This is a genomic window from uncultured Imperialibacter sp. (assembly GCF_963974565.1).
In the GTDB taxonomy this organism is placed as follows: domain Bacteria; phylum Bacteroidota; class Bacteroidia; order Cytophagales; family Cyclobacteriaceae; genus Imperialibacter; species Imperialibacter roseus.
Map to the genome: position 1 here is coordinate 378,382 of NZ_CAXBCJ010000003.1, position 18,233 is coordinate 396,614.

Sequence of the window (18,233 nt, forward strand, 5' to 3'; positions counted from 1 at the left end):
TAATTTTTTATTCGGGCGAAAATAGTAATTAATAAGCTATCTGCCTTACGGATACCTATAATATTGAGGGGGAGAAGAAAAGGCTTACCACCTAATTAAAAGGGTAGCAAGCCTCTAAATCAAATTGGGAGATTTTTATCCCTCGAAATGTGAGTAATGCTTTCTGAAAATGCTTTCGGTTTTCAATGCATCTTCATTAAAACCGTAGGCTTTCAGTATCCGCTGGAGTCTGTCGAGCACAAACAGGTTCTTTCTGACCTCAAAAGCATCTTGCTTCACAGCGGAAGAATAATAACTGAGCTCTTTGTCGGCCCTTTCGATCAGGGTTTTCCCAATGGCTATCGCAGTGTCACTGTCGTTGAGTGCCAGGAGCAGTCCGGTTGTTTCTACGGCCGAGAGATCGTAGGGAATGGTGTCATCGGGAATGGCATTGAGGCTTTTGTGAAGTGCCTCAAGCGCCTGGTCATTTTTCCCTTCCAGCATGAGTGCTTCGGCAAGTAAGTTGAAGCCCAGGCGGGGGCTCATCAGCTGCTTTTGGTAATACGACGAATAATTGACATCAGGATTGTTGAGGTTTCTCCAGGAGTAATTCTCCGTCATGTTGGCAAACATGACATGGCTATTGATCAAATGGCTATCGCTCTCAGGATTTTCGACAGGGAGCAATTTGTAAGTCATCCCTTCTTGCACAACATATTTATTGAGATCAAACGGCAGTAAACTCAGGGCGGTATGAGTGAAGTAAATGGGCCGTTCCCAGTTGTTGGAGGCGATCAGGTCGAGCAGCATGATTTCACTTTTTTGAAGACCATTTCCAGTAACTTCAAAAGTGATAAAATCAGGAATATATTGGGTCATCGTGTCGGGCACCAGGTGCCTCGCCAGCACATCTTCTTTGCTAACAGGCAGTCGAATCAATTTTGAGGGTAACGAGGCGAGGCTTGACCCTGTCCTTGTTTCCACCATAATTGCCGGGTGTTTTTTCTTCAGCAGATTGAGGTATTGAGTAAGGTTAATGGCTTCGCCCTTCAGGTTTGGGTTTTCCACTACTGGCACATAGTCGATTGGGCCACCCTGTTTATAAAGCGTTTTATCAATAGAAAAAGGGAGGGGCTCTGATTCGTAGGCTTTCCGTTTCATCATGTCAATATTCCAGTCTGCACTAAAGAGCGAGCCAACAATTACCCTCATATCGGTTCTTACGCCTTCCACATCCTGCGCATACCACAGCGGGTAAGTATCGTTGTCGCCTCCGGTAAATAGGATGCCATTTGGCTCACATCCAGTCAGGTAATTTTTTGCCATGTCAACAGAGTAGTACCTGCCGGAGCGATCGTGGTCATCCCAGCCCTGCATAACCATGATGCCAGGCACCATGAGTGTAGCAAACCAGGCCATGGCGAGGGCCAATTTTCGCTCAGCAAAGAACTGTTGCGACTGGCGGAGAAATGCAAATGCCCCAAGGCCAATCCAAATGCAGAAGGCAAAGAAAGATGCTACATAGATGTAATCCCTCTCTCTTGGCTCGTCTGGGGGTGAGTTGAGGTAGAGTACTAACCCGACTCCCGTAATAAAGAATAGAACACCTATTACTGAAAAAGACTGCAGGTTTTTTTTGTAGTTAAAAAAAAGACCGACTAAGCCGAGTACCAGTGGCAGCATTAAAAAGCTGTTTCTGGCATGGTTCCCTTCCATTGAAGGAGCCACAGAAGATGTCAGAGCAACGAAGCCAGCATCTTGCTGATCACTTTCTCTGCCGGCGAAATTCCACATAAAGTACCTCATGTACATGTGGCCAAGCTGGTAGCTGAACAGGAATTTGAGATTGTCTGCGAAATTCGGTTTTTGGCCAGGTTGCAAGCCTAAAATTTGCTGGTAGGCTTCAGGATGCCGATCTCTTTGGCTCCAGAGCCTGGGCAGAATTGTCGTTCTTGCTGGGTCGTAGTTAAGTTGATAATCGTAGTCTTCTATCTCATAAGAAGTGATACCTTTTTGATAAACCGGATCGCCAAGTTGCTGATCAATCAGCTTTGCGTCATAGTAGTTGCCGTACAACAAAGGCCTGGTTCCGTACTGCTTCATGTCCAGATAGCCTACAAAATTGGGCAGGTTCTCCGGATTCCACATGTCAATTAGCGGATTTTTTGATGATCGTATGGTGAGAATTCCGAACGACGAATAGCCAATAATGAGAAAGCTAATGCAAAGTGCAAGCGTGTTGAGCCCCACCAGTCCCTTTTTTTGCGTAAAATAGACTGCCAGCAGAATGCTTGCTGCAATAATGACCATGCCGAAGGCGGCACCGCTGCCAAAGCCAAGTTGGAGGGAGTTGACGAAGAATATTTCGAATCTGGTGAGGAGGCTCATCACGCCGACCCGGAATCCAAACATGACGAACAGAATACCTATCCCGCTCGAAACAATTGTAACGGCCAGCCCTTTCCAGGAGAAAGTGTAATTCTTGAAATAATAGATGAGTGCCAGAGATGGAATCGTGAGCAGGTTCATTGGGTGCACACCAATGGACAGGCCCATCAGGTAGGCGATGAATAATAGCCACTTGTTGGAAAGAGACGCATTTTCCAGTGCGTCCCACCTGAGGATGGCCCAAAAAGCGATGGCAGTGAAGAACATGGACATGGCGTAAACCTCTGCTTCAACGGCAGAAAACCAGAAGGTGTCGGAAAAGGCGAAAGCGAGCGATCCGGTTACCCCAGAACCCATTAACACGAGTGCATCTTTTGCCTGGAGGTCAAGAAGCTCAGCCTTGATAATTTTGGAAGCCAGTAGCACGATGCTCCAGTAAAGAAACATTACAGCCAGAGCGCTGCTTACTGCGCTCATCATGTTCACCCAGAATGCGATCTGCTCGGTGTCGCCTAACGCCAAAAAAGTAAAAAAGCGACCAAGCAGCAGAAAAAACGGTGGTCCGGGAGGGTGTGGAATCTGCAACTTGTAGCTGGCAGCTATAAATTCCCCACAGTCCCAGAAACTGGCCGTCGGTTCTAATGTGAGGGCATAAACTGTGAGCGCAACAAAAAATACCGCCCAACCGGTCAGGTTGTTGATCAGTTTAAAGTTCTTCATGCTCAAAAGCTGGTTTTACATATAAGCTTAAGACTCTGTTTACAAACGCAGGGTTGCCTCTATTTTGTATCTTTTCATATTATTTCAACCCTTGACAAAATACTTCTCGTAACGAACTGCCTTTTTGCATTTTATATAATTTTTGCACCAAAAACCCTGCTCTTTACTAATGCGTATGTGGCGTAAAGTAACCGGTATTAGACTTAAACAACTGTGAAGCATGAAATCACTACTTAACCTTGAGGAAGCTGCGATGTTTATTGCTGCTTTTTTCGGCACGATTTATCTGGACTACGCCTGGTGGCTGTTCTTTGCCTGGCTGCTAGCACCAGATGTAAGTATGATAGGCTATTTGTTCAACACTAAAATTGGTGCTGTCTTTTACAACTTAGCACATCATAAAGGGGTAGCTGTGGCTTGCTTTGTAACAGGCTTTGTCATTTCATCGCCAGAATGGATGTTCGCCGGGCTTCTATTATTTGGTCACAGCGCCATGGACAGGGTTTTTGGCTATGGCCTAAAGTATGCTGACGATTTCAAACATACCCACCTCGGGTGGATAGGTAAAAAATAGTTCCGACTACTTATAGATAATCAGGTAGAACCCAATCCAAAGAAAAAACCAAAGCACATACGATGTTGCCACTATGATGATGCTGTTTTTCCTCTGCTTCCCTGAGATGACATAAACACCTGCGGCTAGCGCAATCCAGTACACAACCTCAAAGAGATTGAGTGCCTTGAGAGGATAGTGCCAGCGGGGTGCCAACGACTCAAAATCGAACAGGTTCATCATGGAGAGCGGATAGAAAGCGCCAATTTCCTGATAAGTAGGGTCGGTGTTTACCACCAGAAACCAGGCGATTTTAATAAGCTCGGGAATAAAAAAGACAAGTTCTGCTGCCAAAGCCAGCCGCCACATGTCTTTAAAAGTAAGCTTGTAGCCAAACATAAAGCCGCCCACATAGAGGATAAATGCCGTAACGGTAAACTTCCAGGCATAAACGAGTGGAACCGTGAGGTACTGCACAGCACTTAAGGCGTGGAAAAATCCCATCTCACCACGCTCCTGTAGAATCTCGAATGCGGCTAACTCTCCTTCGATGAAACTTTTTTTGATAAAAAGCAGTATCAACGTGACAACGCAGATGACAGCAAACAGCTGTCCCGTGCCAAATGAAAACCATTCGTCGAGAAGTTCTTGTCGTCTTTCTTTGGAAAGTTGCATATCAATGGAAAAATTTACAATTCACAGAACGGGTTTGCCGTTGATTCGTTGTTATCTTAATTATTCAATTTGAAAATTGGCAGACTTTTGGCACTCCACCAAACTATGAGGTTTATCATTATCACTTTATTGTTGTCAGTCGGCTTTGCTGACCTTTCATTTTCTCAAACTATAAATGTGGGAGAAGTGAAGGCGGATACTGTGGACGTCGCCAGTAAGTTGCTCATTAACGACATCAAGGTGCAGCTTGACGCTACCGAGGCCCTCAACAATATGTATAACTTTCATTTTGCCACAGCCGAGAAGCAATTCAGGTGGCTGAAGCAAAAGTATGGTTGGCATCCGCTGCCTTATTTTTTGATGGGGCTGTCCGAATGGTGGAAAATTGTGCCCAATATTGAAAATGAGCAATACGATAAAAAGTTTTATGCTTATATGGATACCGCTCTGGTCCTCTCCGAACGGCTTTATAAGGAAGTGAATAAGGTCGAAGGCGCTTTTTTTCTGTCTGCTACTTATTCGTTTCAGGGCCGATTGCTTTCCGAGAGAAAAAAATGGACTAAGGCCGCTGTAGCAGGTAAGAATGCATTGGCTTATCTGGAGGAATGTCGTGGGCAGGAGGATCTCAGCCCTGAAATACTTTTTGGTGACGCCTTGTATAACTATTACTCTGTTTGGGTGCCTGAAAACTATCCTTTGCTGAAGCCCATCATGTTGTTTTTCGATAAGGGAGATAAAGATGATGGAATTAAACAGCTGAAAGAAGTGGCCAGGAACGCTTTTTATACTCGCACTGAGGCCCAGTATTTCCTTATGCGGATTTTATCGAGTGAAGGAAAAAACATGTACGAAGCTTTGCAAGTGGCCGAATACTTGCATCAGACGTTTCCTGACAACCCATACTTCCATCGATACTATTCCCGGCTCTTGTACGGAACTGGCGATTATCAGCTTTGCGAAAAAACCTCTCTGGAGATCATCGATAAGTATTATCAGAGATACGATGGCTACGAGGAAAACAGTGGCCGGTATGCTGCTTTCTTTCTGGGCCAGATATACCAAACGAGAAAAGACTATACGAATGCCAAAAAGTTCTACAAAGAAGCAGTAAGGTTTAGTTCCAAGAATGAAACCCAGCAAATGGGTTATAACCTGTATTCTCTGTTGGCCCTTGGAGAAATAGCCGAAAAAGAAAACAATCAAAAAGAGGCAAAGGAATACTACAAAGAAGTCAAACGCCTTGCAGGCAGAAAAGACCGTGCATGGGAAGTGGCCAAAAAGAATTTGAAGGAGATGGATTAGATAAGAAAAACAGGTAAATTTAGTCATGGCTCTCCCTATTTATAAGAACAAAAAAGTCACTTATGCTGATTACCTCACCTGGCCCGACAGCGAAAGGTGGGAGATTATCGATGGTATGCCTTACGATATGAGTCCTGCTCCGAGCAGAAGGCATCAAAAAATCAGCGGAACTATCCATTTCCACCTTCAAAATTTTTTGAGGAATAAAAAATGTGAAGTCTATGCGTCGCCCTTTGATGTTCGCCTGTCCGAGGACTATTCTCAAGAAGAACTGGTTGAAAACGTTGTTCAGCCCGACCTGTCTGTTTTTTGCGACAAAAACAAGCTTGATGAGAAGGGCGCTATTGGGGCACCTGATCTGGTGGTAGAGATTCTATCTCCTTCCACTTCAAAAAAAGATATGTCTGAAAAATTACTCCTCTATCAGAAATTTGAAGTGAAGGAGTATTGGGTGGTTGATCCGGAAGGTGAGGATGTTCGTGTGTTTGTGCTGGACAAAAATGGGAGATTTCACCTGTTGACCATCCTTAAGAAGGAGGAAACTTTGAAAAGTAATTTGTTCTCAGGTTTGACTATTCCGTTGGAAGAACTATTTGCCGAATAGTTCAAGGAAATTTTTTGTGTTTGCCTTTACCGAGTAGGTGTTTTCAACCGTTCGTCTCCCTTCCTCACTCAGTTGTGTTCTTAGTGCGGTGCTTTTGATCAGTTTTTTCAGTGCAAACACCCATTCTTCTGTATTGGTAGCCATCAGCCCATTGATGCCGTCCTTTATGATATCCGTATTCACGCCTACAGGCGAAGCGACGGTGGAGATCTCTAATGCCATGTATTGCAAAGCTTTGAAACCGCACTTCCCCTTGCTCCATTTGTCGTCTGTGAGCGGCATCACGCCGATATCGATGGCAGCCAGATCGTCTATTTCTGTTTCCTTGTTCCAGGCTATAAACTCCAGCCATGGGTAGTTTACTGGCGGAGGCTGGTTGGAGATCACCCTGAAAGAGAATTTTTCATCTTTGGCAAGTTGCTCAAGCACTGGCCAAAGCATATCGAGGTAAGGGAGCGTAGAGTGGCTGCCCGTCCAGCCGATAACGATAAGGTCGTTGTTGGGCTGTGTTTTTTTGTTGATTCGGTGGTGGTGCTCCGTGTCGATGGTTGTAGGGTTGATCACAAGGTTGTCATTGAACTGCTTCGCATAGTTAGCCAGGTAAGAATTGCCCACAGAAACTTTCCACGCCCAGCGGCAGACGCTCTCTGTTTTTGAATGCCATTTTAGCCAGGCAGCGATTTTATTGCTTTCACTCGTATTGGGCAGCCAAATGGCATCATCGAAGTCAAAAATGACCTTCTTACTGAAAACTTTGGCTATTAGCCATTCAAAGATGGGAGGGCCTAGCGGCGTAAGTTCCCGGTGGATAAAAACGAAATCGGCGGACGGCACCTGACCAAGCACTTTGAAGCGCCGTCCGAATCCATTGAGTAGCCCCCATGCCTTTTGGACTGTATTTCCTTTTTTGTAAAGCACCTTCCAGTAGTATTCCCCCCAAAAAGACTGACTATCGATAGAATGCCCTTCTTTGAGTAACGCCGCAAAGTACTGTTCGAACCGAAAGCGCTGCGACGGCGCTTGCTCTAGAGGATAGGGAAAGAGGAAAAGAATTTTCACCCGGTGAAATTAGTGCAAGATTGGCTTATGATAAAACCGTGCTTATCCCCAATTGACAGTTATTCGTCGAAATGCTGCTTTAACCGAAGGCTTCGGACGCCAGGTGTTCCGATATAATTAGTAATTTGCGACCTGTATTTAACTTTTATGGGCCTCCAAGACCTTATTGTCACACCTATTTACCTCCTCCTCTTGTATGCTCTTGCCTACTGGATCAGGCCAAAAGTGACTAATAGTGACACCCGCAAGTATTTCATTCCCGGCTTGACTGTCAAGTTTGTTGGGGCGATAGCTTTGGGGTTTGTGTATCAGTTTTATTATGAGGGAGGGGATACAATGAATTACTATAATTGGGGTGCCAAAATAGTTTGGGAGGCATTTCTCGATTCCCCGACAAAAGCGATTAGCTTGATAACTGCAGGTGCTGAGTACCCGGCGGACGCTTTTCAATATGCATCAAGGATTATCTTTTTTGGTGATTTGCCTTCTTACAGTATTGTACGAGTGGCGGGTTTGCTGGCCATTTTTACGCTTAACTCCTATTATGCGATTTCTCTGTGCTTTGCGGCTATCAGCTTTTCCGGCACTTGGGCGCTTTTTTATGCACTGGATAAATATAGTCCATGGATAGGCAAATGGACTGCGCTGGCGGTGCTTTTCATCCCATCAGTCTTTTTTTGGGGATCCGGAATTTTGAAGGACACACTCACGTTTGCCAGCTTGGGTTTTTTTATTTATTCACTGCTTGAGATTGTGAAATGGAAAAGAGTGACACTGCTTAATTTCATCATTTTGTTAGGATCGACTTATGTGCTTTACCATATCAAGATTTATATAGCGCTTAGTCTTATTCCTGGCGCTGTGTTATTTATATACTTTTTTTATTTTTCACGGGCGGTCAAAAGTACAGTAATGAGGATACTTTTGACACCAATTCTCATTGTGGGCGTGCTTTACAGTATGTATTTTGCCGCACTTAAGCTTGGCGAGGACAACAGAAAATATTCTCTAGATTCGATGATTGAAACAGCCAGGGTATCAGCAGAGTGGCTCTACTATGTAAGCCAAGTGGAAGGAGGGTCAGCGTATAGCCTGGGTGACGACGACTTTAGTCCTCCCGGCCTCGTAAGGAAATTTGTTCCGGGTGTTTGGGTGTCTCTTTTTCGTCCTTATATATGGGAAGTTCGAAATCCTGTAATGCTTTTAACCGCAATAGAAAGCTTGCTGCTCCTCTGGCTTTTCGGTTACACTCTGGTCAAGACGGGGTTCGTTTCTTTTTTTGGTTTCCTTATTAAGGATCCCCTGATGTCATTCTTTTTTTTATTCACTATCGTTTTTTGTTTCGCAATTGGCGTGTCGACATTTAATTTTGGTTCTTTGGCAAGGTACCGGATACCAGTGATCCCCTTGTTCGCTTACAGCCTATTTTTCGTTCAATTCAAACGACAGGACTCAAGACGCTGATGGATAAAAAGCATTTTACTTTGATCTCAAGTAGCAGGCCCTGGTGGAAGATCGATTTGAAAGAGTTGCTCAACTACAGGGATCTCTTCCTAGTACTCACTTACAAAGACATCCGGGTACGTTATGCACAAACTTTCCTTGGACTTGCCTGGGTTATTGTCCAGCCAGTAGTAACACTCATAATTTTCACTCTTATCTTTGGGAAAGCCATACAGGTGGATACTGAAGGAGTGCCTTACCCGATTTTTGCCCTGGCGGGCATGAGCGCCTGGAATTACTTCGCTTTTGTGATGTCCCAGAGTGGTGGTTCCATTATCGGAGCCCAGGACATGGTAAAGAAAATTTACTTCCCCAGGCTTGTGCTCCCACTAAGTAAGGCGTTGGTCGGTCTTGTCGATTTTGTAGTTGCGCTGGTTTTGCTTGCCGTTTTGATGGTTTATTATCAGCAATCGATGGGTGACAACTTCGGTTATGTGTTTGTATTTATTCTCCTCAACTTGTTTTGCTCGCTCGCTGTCGGCATCTGGTTGAGTGCACTCACCATCAGATTTCGTGATTTTCAGCATGTTGTTCCATTTATGGTGCAGATTGGGTTGTATGCTACACCTATTGCTTACCCTTCATCTATGATTCCGGACAAATGGCAGCTATTATATCATTTGAACCCGATGGCGGGAATTGTAGAAGGAATGAGGTGGAGTTTGCTGGGAGCTGGAGAGCTGAATGAGTACACCTTCCTTTCTTTCATTGTAACCTTTGTCCTGTTTCTTACCGGGGTATTTTATTTCCATCGGACTGAAAGAATTATTGCCGACATCGTCTAAAGAGATATGAGCAGAGCTATTGAAGTTGAGGGAATTTCAAAAAAATATGAGCTTGGTCATCAAAAGGCTGGTTCGCTCAGCGAAAGTCTCAAAAGTAAGTTTGGAAGGAGGTACTCGAAGGAGGAGCGTGAGTTCTGGGCCCTGAAAGACGTAAGTTTTCAGGTAAATGAAGGAGAGGCAGTAGGCATAATTGGTAGAAATGGTGCAGGTAAAAGTACTTTGCTAAAAATCCTCAGCCGAATCACCTATCCAACCAGCGGAAATATAAAATTGTTCGGCCGGGTATCGGCACTTTTGGAAGTAGGCACTGGATTTCACCCTGAGCTGTCTGGAAGGGAGAACATCTACCTGAATGGCACCATTCTTGGGATGAGACGCTCTGAGGTAAAGGCTAAATTTGATGAGATCGTTGAGTTTAGTGGAGTGAGTAAGTTTTTGGATACCCCCATCAAGCACTATAGCAGTGGGATGAAAGTGAGGCTGGCATTTGCAGTAGCTGCTCATTTAGAGCCAGAAATCTTGATCATAGACGAAGTACTTGCAGTTGGAGACGCCGAATTTCAGAAGAAGTGCCTGGGGAAGATGGAGGAAGTGGCAGGACAAGGGAGAACTGTGTTGTTTGTTAGTCACAATATAGAAGCGATCTCACTTTTTTGTAGGAAGGGGATTTTACTTAATAAGGGAGTAATAGAGTTAAATGACACTATTGAAAAAGTTGTGTCTAAGTATTTAGAACATGGAGTGGTTCTTGGGGAACGGCCAATACACCTACGTGAAGATCGAGATGGCTTAGGCAACGTACAATTGATAGGAATTGATGTGCTAAAAAATGATAAAAAATGCACCGTGATAAGGGTAGGAGAAAATATTAAGTTTAGATTTTTACTAAAAAAGGATACTTCAAGTGAGATGTCAATTCGTTTGGATGTCGGCTTGAATACTGCTACTGGTAAGAGGATATCTTGGTTTAGTACCTCATTATTCAATCGTGACCTAGTATTAGTTAATCAAATCGAGACAGTTGATTTGCAAATTTCAAGGTTTCCATTTAATGTGGGTAGCTATTCCCTAACTATTTTTATTACGCAAAAAGAGATAGTTGAGGATTGGGTGAAAGAAGCTATATTTTTCAATGTTGAAAGCGGCGATTTCTTTAGCCAGGGTAGAAGCCTTCCAGAAAACCAAGGAGCCTTTTTAGTGGAACACTCTTTTTTGAACAGCCCTTATGAAAACAATTACTAAAAAGATCCTGGCTTTCCTATATGCGCTACCTCTGGGACGGAGGCGAACCCTTAGTCTTTTTTTGAATGACGATGAACTACGACTTCTCAACTTTTCCAAGAGTGGCTATTTAGATGATCTAGGGTGGTTCCTCTCTGCAGAAATGGGAACGCCAACATCAAAAGATGGTCAACCACTTCCCTGGCTTGTGTACCCGATTATTGAATTTTTAAATGACCGACTAAAAGACACCATGACGGTATTTGAGTTTGGGGCTGGAAGTTCAACTCGCTATTTTTCAGAGCGTGTTGCCTTTGTGCACTCTGTTGAACATGATTCTTCATGGCTCAGTGATGTGGAAAGATTTGAGCTTCCAAATGCAAAGTTATATGGTTCCAAAGTTGACTATGATGGAATATATTGCCGATCCATTTCCAAACCGGGAGTGTTATTCGATTTGGTATTGGTTGACGGAAGGGATCGAGTCAACTGCTGCAAAATGAGCGTTAAATTTTTAACTGATGTCGGGGTAATAATCTTAGATGACTCCGAAAGAGATCGATATGGAGCAGCTGGCAATTTCCTAAATGAATTGGGATTTAGAAGAGTTGATTTTTGGGGAATTTCGGCGGCGAATGTGAACCGAAGGTGCACCACGATTTTCTATAGAAGTTCAAATTGCCTTGCAATTTAATTCAAAGCCTAACAATGAAATCCGATAGTCCTTTGGTCAGTATTATTGTCCCTACTTATAATTATGGGTCTTTTTTGAATGAATCATTGCTATCGGTAAAACTTCAAACCTACAGCAATTGGGAGTGTATTGTTGTAGATGACGGATCGACAGATTCTACGAAGTCATTTGTAGAGAGTTTGATGGATGAGGATAAGAGATTCGTTTACATTTTTCAAAACCAATTAGGCGTATCGTCTGCACGAAATACGGGCTTAAAGTACGCAAAAGGAAAGTTCATACAGTTTCTGGATGCGGATGATTTGCTTGATGCGGATAAGTTGGGAAGAAATATCGCCCACTTTGTTGAAAATCCGAGAACCGATCTTGTGTATAGTGATGAAATGGAGTTTCATGTCAATCAAAATAATGAAATTCTTCATGACAAAAGTACTCGTCGAGAAATCACTATTCCGATGGAATATAAGGAGCGTGTAGAAAAAGTGCTCGCCGCCACTATTTTCGGTATGGACAATCCGTTAATTAGACGAGGTGTCGTAGACAAAGTAGTTGGATTTGATACTGATATCGACACTGGACAGGATTGGCTATTTTGGTTTAAAGTAGTCTTGGCAGGAGCTAAATTTGAAAAGATCGATGGAGCTTTGGTGAGGATTCGTGTGCATAATATTAACAAGAAACGTAGAAACTATGTAAGGTCACAACGGCTGATAAGAAGTAGAATGGCTTTACAACTAAACCAAGATGGGCTTTTGTACCTGAATGATAAATACAAGTACTGGTTCATTACTAGGGAAGCAAGAAGGCTTGGTCATGACTCGATAGCTGTTTGGTATGGATTCAAGTATTTCATTTTTGCCTTTCCTAAAACCATGTCAGATTTTAAGATATTCATTGGCGACATTTTATTCCCTCGAACTACGGCTTGGCTGAAAAAAATAGCTACCTATAAATCCTGATAGACTTGATTAACATAGCGATAGCGTTTGACCGAAACTATTTGAATCAGTTATATGCTTTAATGGCGTCAATTTTTGCAAACAATAGAGAAGATCAATTCTGTTTTTATCTTACCTACCACGGACTAACACCAATAGAGCTAGAAGCCATAACAACTTACGCTCGGGTCAACAAATCTCTTACTACATTTTTTGACGCCACTCAGTTTCGTTTGGATAGGTTGAAAGATAGTCTCAGAGAACACTGGACATTAGCTGTTTACTACAAGATTTACTTCCCGCAACTGATCGGAAAAAGAGCGGACAGAATTTTGTACATGGACACAGACACTATAGTATTGAACAAACTTGACGAATTATTTCGAATGGATATGAATGGACTGCCCGTCGCAGCTGTATACGACTGCTATGTCAAAAAACAGCCACATATTGGGTTAGTCGATGAAGGAAGCTATTTTAACTCAGGGGTGATGTTGATTGACGTTCAAAAGTGGAACGAATTGAGGATTTCTGAAAAGGCGCTGGATTATGCGTATTCTAATATAGAAAATTTAGATTTTGTAGATCAGGACGCATTGAATGCGGTCTTAATTAATAAATGGAAGAAAATAGAAGACAGATTTAATCTCATTTATTCTTACATACCACAACCGGCAAATAGAAAAGTGTACCGAAAATTGAGAGAATCTGTCGTTATCGTACACTTTACTTTAGAAAAGCCATGGGAGCCATTGTGTAAAAACAGGTTTCGTAAAGACTACAAATATTACTTCAGGAAGTCTCCACTATCAAATTCTCGTATCCGACGTAGACTTGACTTTAAATGTTTATGCATTCAAGCACGAATTCGGTTAACCGAGATATATTTAGATTCGCTTTGGCTCCAAATTATTTGGAGGAAATTAAGACAATGAAATCATACAGCCATGTTTAAAGACTATCCAGCTGAATTATTCAACTCCAAGGCGGCTTCACGAGTCTTGCCAGTCGTTTTAGAACACATTCAACCTAAATCAGTGCTTGACATTGGATGCGGCAATGGGTCTTGGCTTTATCAATTCCAAAAACTTGGGATAGCGGATATCTCTGGTGTTGATAGTCCATACATTGACGGGATAGACTTATTGGTGGATAGGGAAAAGATTATAAAAAAGGACCTGGGTAAGCCTTTTGACTTGGGTAAAAGGTTTGATCTCGTGATTTCTCTAGAGGTGGCAGAACACTTACCTAAGGAAAGTGAGGACGCTTTTATTGAAAATATTGTTCGTCATGCAGACACCGTAGTTTTTTCTGCAGCGTTACCCCACCAGGGTGGGCAGGATCATCTAAACGAACAATATCCATCATATTGGGCAGAGAAATTTGCAAAACATGGCTATCATTTTTTCGATTGTATCCGCAAAGATTTATGGAATGATAGTGAGATATTCTTCTGGTATCGTCAGAATATTTTCTTTGTTGCAAACGACAAGTCAACGCTATTTAACAGCGGTGATATTTCATCACCCTTTGATGCAGTTCATCCAGTTTTGTTTGAAAGAGAAGCAAAATTAGCGATAGCACTTCGGGAGGGTGATCTCGGAATAGAGATTGCGTGGCGCTCCTTATGGAAAGCTTTGAAAAAAAGATTCATGAAGCGATGAACGGAATAACATTTCTTTATTTTTCGTACGGGCCTGCTCATATACACTATCGAGCAATTTTTTCAATAATGAGTTTGGCGCTTAATTACCGTTTTAAGCCAACTGATGCAATCCTCATTTACACAAATAACACTGATCTATTTGAGGCTCCTTGCAGGGGCCTTCCTGTTAATATCCAGTCGATTGGCGAAAGTGACGTTATTCAGATGATGGGAGGTATGGATCTTATCCATCGTGTTAAGATTGGAATAATTTCCCGTGCAGCACAGCTAAGACCTTTATGTAAACTGATTTACGTTGATGCAGATACATTTTTCACATCACCAGTCGAAGGATTGATTGAAAAGATCAATCCTAATCAGTCAGCCATGCACTGCTTTGAATTTTGTTTAAACACTGTGAGCCCGGAATACCTCCCGAGGCCCACCACCTACGAGTTCTCGAGAATGGTTTTGAACGCTGGCTATTATGATACATCCGGTCCAGTTAGTTTGAACTCTATGATATTAAACTCGTGGAACGCCGGACTTATTGGACTTGATCCAGTAAATTTTAAGCACTTACCTTTTGTAGTTGGCCTAACTGATCAATGGTACAAAAAAGTAAACTATCATGGTGCCGAGCAGTTTGCGTTTTCATTTGTTCTGGAGACTAAAACCTCAATAGTCACTGCGGAGGCCTACTGTTGCCATTATTGGTTCCACGTTAAAAAACGAATTGTGGATGAGAGTCTAGCCCAGGCGTCCAAGGAAGGATTTTTTTCCCTGCCTCATGAAAAATCGAATGGAAAAGTTGCAGCTTTAATCCAGTACTTTCAAAATGCTTTTCAAGGCCACGCTTATTTTTTACACAATGATGCAATTGTAAGCTTTTTGGAAGGAAACTACTGGAAGGGTGTTTGGAAGTCTCTGAAAATAATAGTTCTAAAACCGTCAATTGCCTGGCGTATGTTTAAGGACGCAGGATATTATACTAAAATTAAATTGTTTGCTAAAAATGAATGATCAGCATGAAGACCGATGTAATTAAAACTGGTTTTTTGGTATCATACGACTGGAGTCTGCTGAAACATTCTCTTCCTTGCGTATATGATCATTCCGACCGCATCTTTTTGGCTCTGGATAAGCACCGAATTACATGGTCAGGGAACCTATTTGATTTTGACTTGAACAACTTTCAAGCTTTTTTAAGGGAATTGGACAAGGAAAATAAAATTGAAGTTTTCGAGGAATCTTTTTATAAACAAGGACTAAGTCCGATGGAATGTGAGGTAAGAGAACGAAACTTGCTTGCATCCAAGATGGGTAAAGGGGGGTGGCATATTCAACTTGATGTCGACGAATATTTTAGAGACTTCGGAGGTTTCGTTAAGTTTCTTCGTTCCATTTCTGCCAATCCAAAAGGTGACGATAAAGCACTAAACGTTTTGGCGCATTACATTCCTCTGTTCAAGAAACTTAGAAATGGCTATTTGTTTGTCGAAAATGGGCGACGTCTTCAAAGTGTACCGGTTGCGACGAATACTCCCGAGTACCAATATGGTAGAGTAAATGGGCATTTCAACATTACTAGCAGCTTCTATATCGTGCATGAGACTTGGGCAAGATCCGAAGAGGACGTTCTAATGAAAATTTCTAACTGGGGACATAGAGATGACTTTAATAAGAGCAGTTATATCAAGCTTTGGAACGCTTTAGATGAGTATAACCACAAGTATCTTCGTAACTTCTACTATCTAGCGCCACGAGAGGCATGGGCCGAACTAAGTTATTCCGAAGGTAAAGACATAGGCGAATTTTTGGAGAAGTTCTCAACAGAGCATTTTCCGTATTCAAAGCTGGAACTATTTCTAAAAAACAACAGAAATGTTGCCCGTTTTTTGTCGCTTATCAGGCATGCAAGAAAATTGAATGGTAATTTGTTTTAGCCATGAGAGTATCTGTCATCGTCCCCACATACAATGGTTGCCACAAACTAGAAAGACTACTGCCTTCTCTTGAATCCCAGACATTTAAAAATTTTGAGACAATAGTAGTAGTGGATGGGTCAACAGATGGCACAAGAGCCGCTTTGTTGGAGTGGTCATCTAAATTAGATGACTTGAAGGTTTTTGAACAAAAAAATAGAGGCAGAGCCGGGGCTCGAAATACCGGAGCTAAAAAGGCAAATGGCGACCTCCTGGTTTTTTTTGATGATGATCTAATTCTGGAGCCAGGCTGTCTGGAAGCTCACGTTACCCACCAGGGCGATTTTCCGGGGACAATTGGAGGAGGCAGGCAAGTGATCGAGTTTAAAACGAGCGACTCGTATTTTCATAAATATCGTTCTTATCTATCAAGAAAATGGGAAATGCCTTTACTGGAAGTAGTTGGTCCTGTGAATAAATTACAGCCTTTTTTTACTGCGGCTAATTTTTCTATTCCTCGACTACTTTTCGAGCAACTTGGAGGGTTTAATGAGTCGTTAACCGATGCTGAAGACCAGGAAATGGCAATTAGGGCCGACCAGTCAGGCGTACCGATATATTACCTTTCCAAGGCGGTGGCATATCACGTCGACGAACTTTCCATCGGAAACTATATAAAAAGGCTGCGCCAGTACCGGAAAGCCCACCTGGAATTGTTGACTCGGCTTGATGGAAAAAATGAGAGCTATCTCACCAGAGCAGTCCCTTTTTCACAGCCAGTCGGTCTTTTGAGAAAAATAGTTTATCGTTTTTTTGGGCAGCCTTTTTTTTTACGGTTGTCAGAGAACGACAGGCTGATGGGAGTTCTGCCGGAATCTATACGGCATAAATTTTTTGATTGGGTTACGACAGCCTACGGCATTTACCACACGAGGTTACCATTGTGAAAAGGCATCGCATCATCTATATTTTGTCGAAAATTGATTCTGCTAAACAATTCGAGTTGGTGGCAGAAGGCCTTAGGGCTGATGGACTAGAGATTGAATTTATTCTCCTAAATAGCAGAAAAAGCCCTATTGAGGGATTTCTTAAAAGCAGAAACTTCAGTGTTACTAGACTTCACCTTACCGGTAAGATGTCTCTTTTACTTAATATTGTTTCCTTGTTAGGTATTTTCCTAATAAGAAGGCCCAGAATCGTACACACTCACTTGATGGAGGCCAATTTGGCAGGTCTTGCTGCTGCTTGGTTGACATGTGTCCCTATGAGAGTTTATACCCGCCATCACTCCATCATTCACCATCAGTTATTCCCCGAAGCAGTCAAGTGGGACAGGTTTTGCAACTGGCTTTCAACTCATATTGTTGCACCGTCGGAGACGATCGCCAACGTATTGATAATTAGAGAGAAGGTAGATGACAAAAAAATCTTCCTTATCCATCATGGGTTTGATCTGGACTCTTTCAGAGATGTAGCAGTTACTCGAATAAGCACTGTTAGGGAGAAATATGGTATTTTCGGAGAAAAGGGGCCAGTAATCGGCTGTGTTGCCAGATATACGGAATGGAAAGGAGTCCAATTTATCGTTAAGGCGTTTCAGGAAATTTTACAAAAGTATCCCCATGCGCTGCTTGTGCTATGTAATGCTCAGGGTGATTATAGTGCTGCAATAAAGGAGCTGCTTGCCAAGCTCCCTTCACACTCTTTTTTGGAAATTTCTTTCGAAGAGGATATGCCTGCTCTTTATAAGTGTTTCAATATTTTTGTACATGCGCCCACTGGTTCCGAAGATGAGGCTTTTGGGCAAATCTACGTAGAGGCAATGGCAGCTGAAATTCCCTCAGTTTTCACTTTATCGGGGGTAGCAAACGAGATAGCCAGGAATAATTTTAATGCTATCGTCGTCGGCTATAATGACCCAGAGGCAATAGCTGGAGCCGTTGATTTTTATTTAGATAATCCAATAAAGACAGCTGCAATGATAAAAAATGCGAGAAAGACTGTCGAACCAAAATTTTCAATTGTTAAGATGAATAGCCGATTAATAAGCCTGTATAAAGGGACTCTATTGATGTCATAAGTTTAAAGCCATGATAATTGAATTAAAATAGGGTACACGCACTACATGAAAAACCCAAAATCTCAAACGGATAGAAGAAATACCCAGTAAATTGTTTTTAAGTTTATGGCCAACATCGGCAGTACAATGTCGTTCTCTTGATTTTGTGAAAAGATAGTCCCT

Annotated in this window: 17 protein-coding genes; 14 read left to right on the forward strand and 3 right to left on the reverse strand. The window is 42.5% G+C overall.

Going from position 1 to position 18,233, the window contains the following annotated elements; genetic code table 11:
• Positions 1–135: 135 nt before the first annotated feature.
• A complete protein-coding gene (locus AAC052_RS06565; RefSeq protein WP_339811872.1) occupies positions 136–3,087 on the reverse strand; it encodes a DUF2723 domain-containing protein in 2,952 nt (983 codons plus the stop codon).
• 220 nt (positions 3,088–3,307) lie between these two features.
• On the opposite strand from AAC052_RS06565, the gene AAC052_RS06570 reads away from it, so the two are divergent.
• Positions 3,308–3,661 (forward strand): DUF4260 domain-containing protein, encoded by a 354-nt coding sequence (locus tag AAC052_RS06570; protein WP_152001124.1) that lies wholly within the window; start codon positions 3,308–3,310, stop codon positions 3,659–3,661.
• Positions 3,662–3,667: 6 nt separating this feature from the next.
• On the opposite strand, the gene AAC052_RS06575 is transcribed toward AAC052_RS06570, so the two are convergent.
• Positions 3,668–4,315 (reverse strand): hypothetical protein, encoded by a 648-nt coding sequence (locus AAC052_RS06575; protein ID WP_339811875.1) that lies wholly within the window; start codon positions 4,313–4,315, stop codon positions 3,668–3,670.
• Positions 4,316–4,420: 105 nt separating this feature from the next.
• Here AAC052_RS06575 and AAC052_RS06580 point away from each other — a divergent pair, with 105 nt between their 5' ends.
• Together AAC052_RS06580 and AAC052_RS06585 are read left to right on the forward strand one after the other, a co-directional pair.
• Positions 4,421–5,617 (forward strand): tol-pal system protein YbgF, encoded by a 1,197-nt coding sequence (locus AAC052_RS06580; protein WP_317488346.1) that lies wholly within the window; start codon positions 4,421–4,423, stop codon positions 5,615–5,617.
• Positions 5,618–5,642: 25 nt separating this feature from the next.
• On the forward strand, positions 5,643–6,221 hold the full coding sequence (locus AAC052_RS06585; RefSeq protein ID WP_339811878.1) for a Uma2 family endonuclease: 579 nt from the start codon (positions 5,643–5,645) through the stop codon (positions 6,219–6,221).
• On the opposite strand, the gene AAC052_RS06590 is transcribed toward AAC052_RS06585, so the two are convergent.
• Complete coding sequence (locus AAC052_RS06590) at positions 6,207–7,280, reverse strand: glycosyltransferase family 4 protein (RefSeq protein ID WP_339811881.1); 1,074 nt, start codon at positions 7,278–7,280, stop codon at positions 6,207–6,209. The two genes, AAC052_RS06585 and AAC052_RS06590, sit on opposite strands and share 15 nt — an antisense overlap.
• Before the next feature lie 147 nt (positions 7,281–7,427).
• Between AAC052_RS06590 and AAC052_RS06595 the strand changes: the two genes are divergently transcribed.
• Genes AAC052_RS06595 through AAC052_RS06645 form a run of 11 tightly spaced genes read left to right on the forward strand, consistent with a single transcriptional unit; the run spans position 7,428 to position 18,071 of the window.
• Positions 7,428–8,744 (forward strand): hypothetical protein, encoded by a 1,317-nt coding sequence (locus AAC052_RS06595; protein WP_339811884.1) that lies wholly within the window; start codon positions 7,428–7,430, stop codon positions 8,742–8,744.
• A complete protein-coding gene (locus tag AAC052_RS06600; RefSeq protein WP_339811886.1) occupies positions 8,744–9,568 on the forward strand; it encodes an ABC transporter permease in 825 nt (274 codons plus the stop codon). Before AAC052_RS06595 ends, AAC052_RS06600 begins: the two co-directional genes overlap by 1 nt.
• Positions 9,569–9,574: 6 nt before the next feature.
• The gene (locus tag AAC052_RS06605) at positions 9,575–10,810 is read left to right on the forward strand and encodes an ABC transporter ATP-binding protein (protein WP_339811889.1); all 1,236 of its coding nucleotides are present in this window, start codon (positions 9,575–9,577) and stop codon (positions 10,808–10,810) included.
• Positions 10,794–11,483, forward strand: coding sequence for an FkbM family methyltransferase (locus tag AAC052_RS06610; RefSeq protein WP_339811892.1), 690 nt, complete (start codon positions 10,794–10,796; stop codon positions 11,481–11,483). Before AAC052_RS06605 ends, AAC052_RS06610 begins: the two co-directional genes overlap by 17 nt.
• Before the next feature lie 14 nt (positions 11,484–11,497).
• Positions 11,498–12,442 (forward strand): glycosyltransferase, encoded by a 945-nt coding sequence (locus AAC052_RS06615; protein ID WP_339811895.1) that lies wholly within the window; start codon positions 11,498–11,500, stop codon positions 12,440–12,442.
• 5 nt (positions 12,443–12,447) lie between these two features.
• The gene (locus tag AAC052_RS06620) at positions 12,448–13,356 is read left to right on the forward strand and encodes a glycosyltransferase family 8 protein (protein WP_339811897.1); all 909 of its coding nucleotides are present in this window, start codon (positions 12,448–12,450) and stop codon (positions 13,354–13,356) included.
• A gap of 12 nt (positions 13,357–13,368) precedes the next feature.
• The gene (locus AAC052_RS06625; RefSeq protein ID WP_339811899.1) at positions 13,369–14,085 is read left to right on the forward strand and encodes a class I SAM-dependent methyltransferase; all 717 of its coding nucleotides are present in this window, start codon (positions 13,369–13,371) and stop codon (positions 14,083–14,085) included.
• Entirely contained in the window at positions 14,049–15,089 is a 1,041-nt protein-coding gene (locus tag AAC052_RS06630; RefSeq protein ID WP_339811901.1) for a hypothetical protein, read from the forward strand. Before AAC052_RS06625 ends, AAC052_RS06630 begins: the two co-directional genes overlap by 37 nt.
• A gap of 5 nt (positions 15,090–15,094) precedes the next feature.
• Positions 15,095–16,012: a hypothetical protein gene (locus tag AAC052_RS06635; protein ID WP_339811903.1), complete on the forward strand. Its 918-nt coding sequence runs from the start codon at positions 15,095–15,097 to the stop codon at positions 16,010–16,012.
• A gap of 2 nt (positions 16,013–16,014) precedes the next feature.
• The gene (locus AAC052_RS06640) at positions 16,015–16,938 is read left to right on the forward strand and encodes a glycosyltransferase family 2 protein (protein WP_339811905.1); all 924 of its coding nucleotides are present in this window, start codon (positions 16,015–16,017) and stop codon (positions 16,936–16,938) included.
• A gap of 59 nt (positions 16,939–16,997) precedes the next feature.
• Entirely contained in the window at positions 16,998–18,071 is a 1,074-nt protein-coding gene (locus AAC052_RS06645) for a glycosyltransferase family 4 protein (protein ID WP_339811907.1), read from the forward strand.
• Positions 18,072–18,233 lie beyond the last annotated feature (162 nt).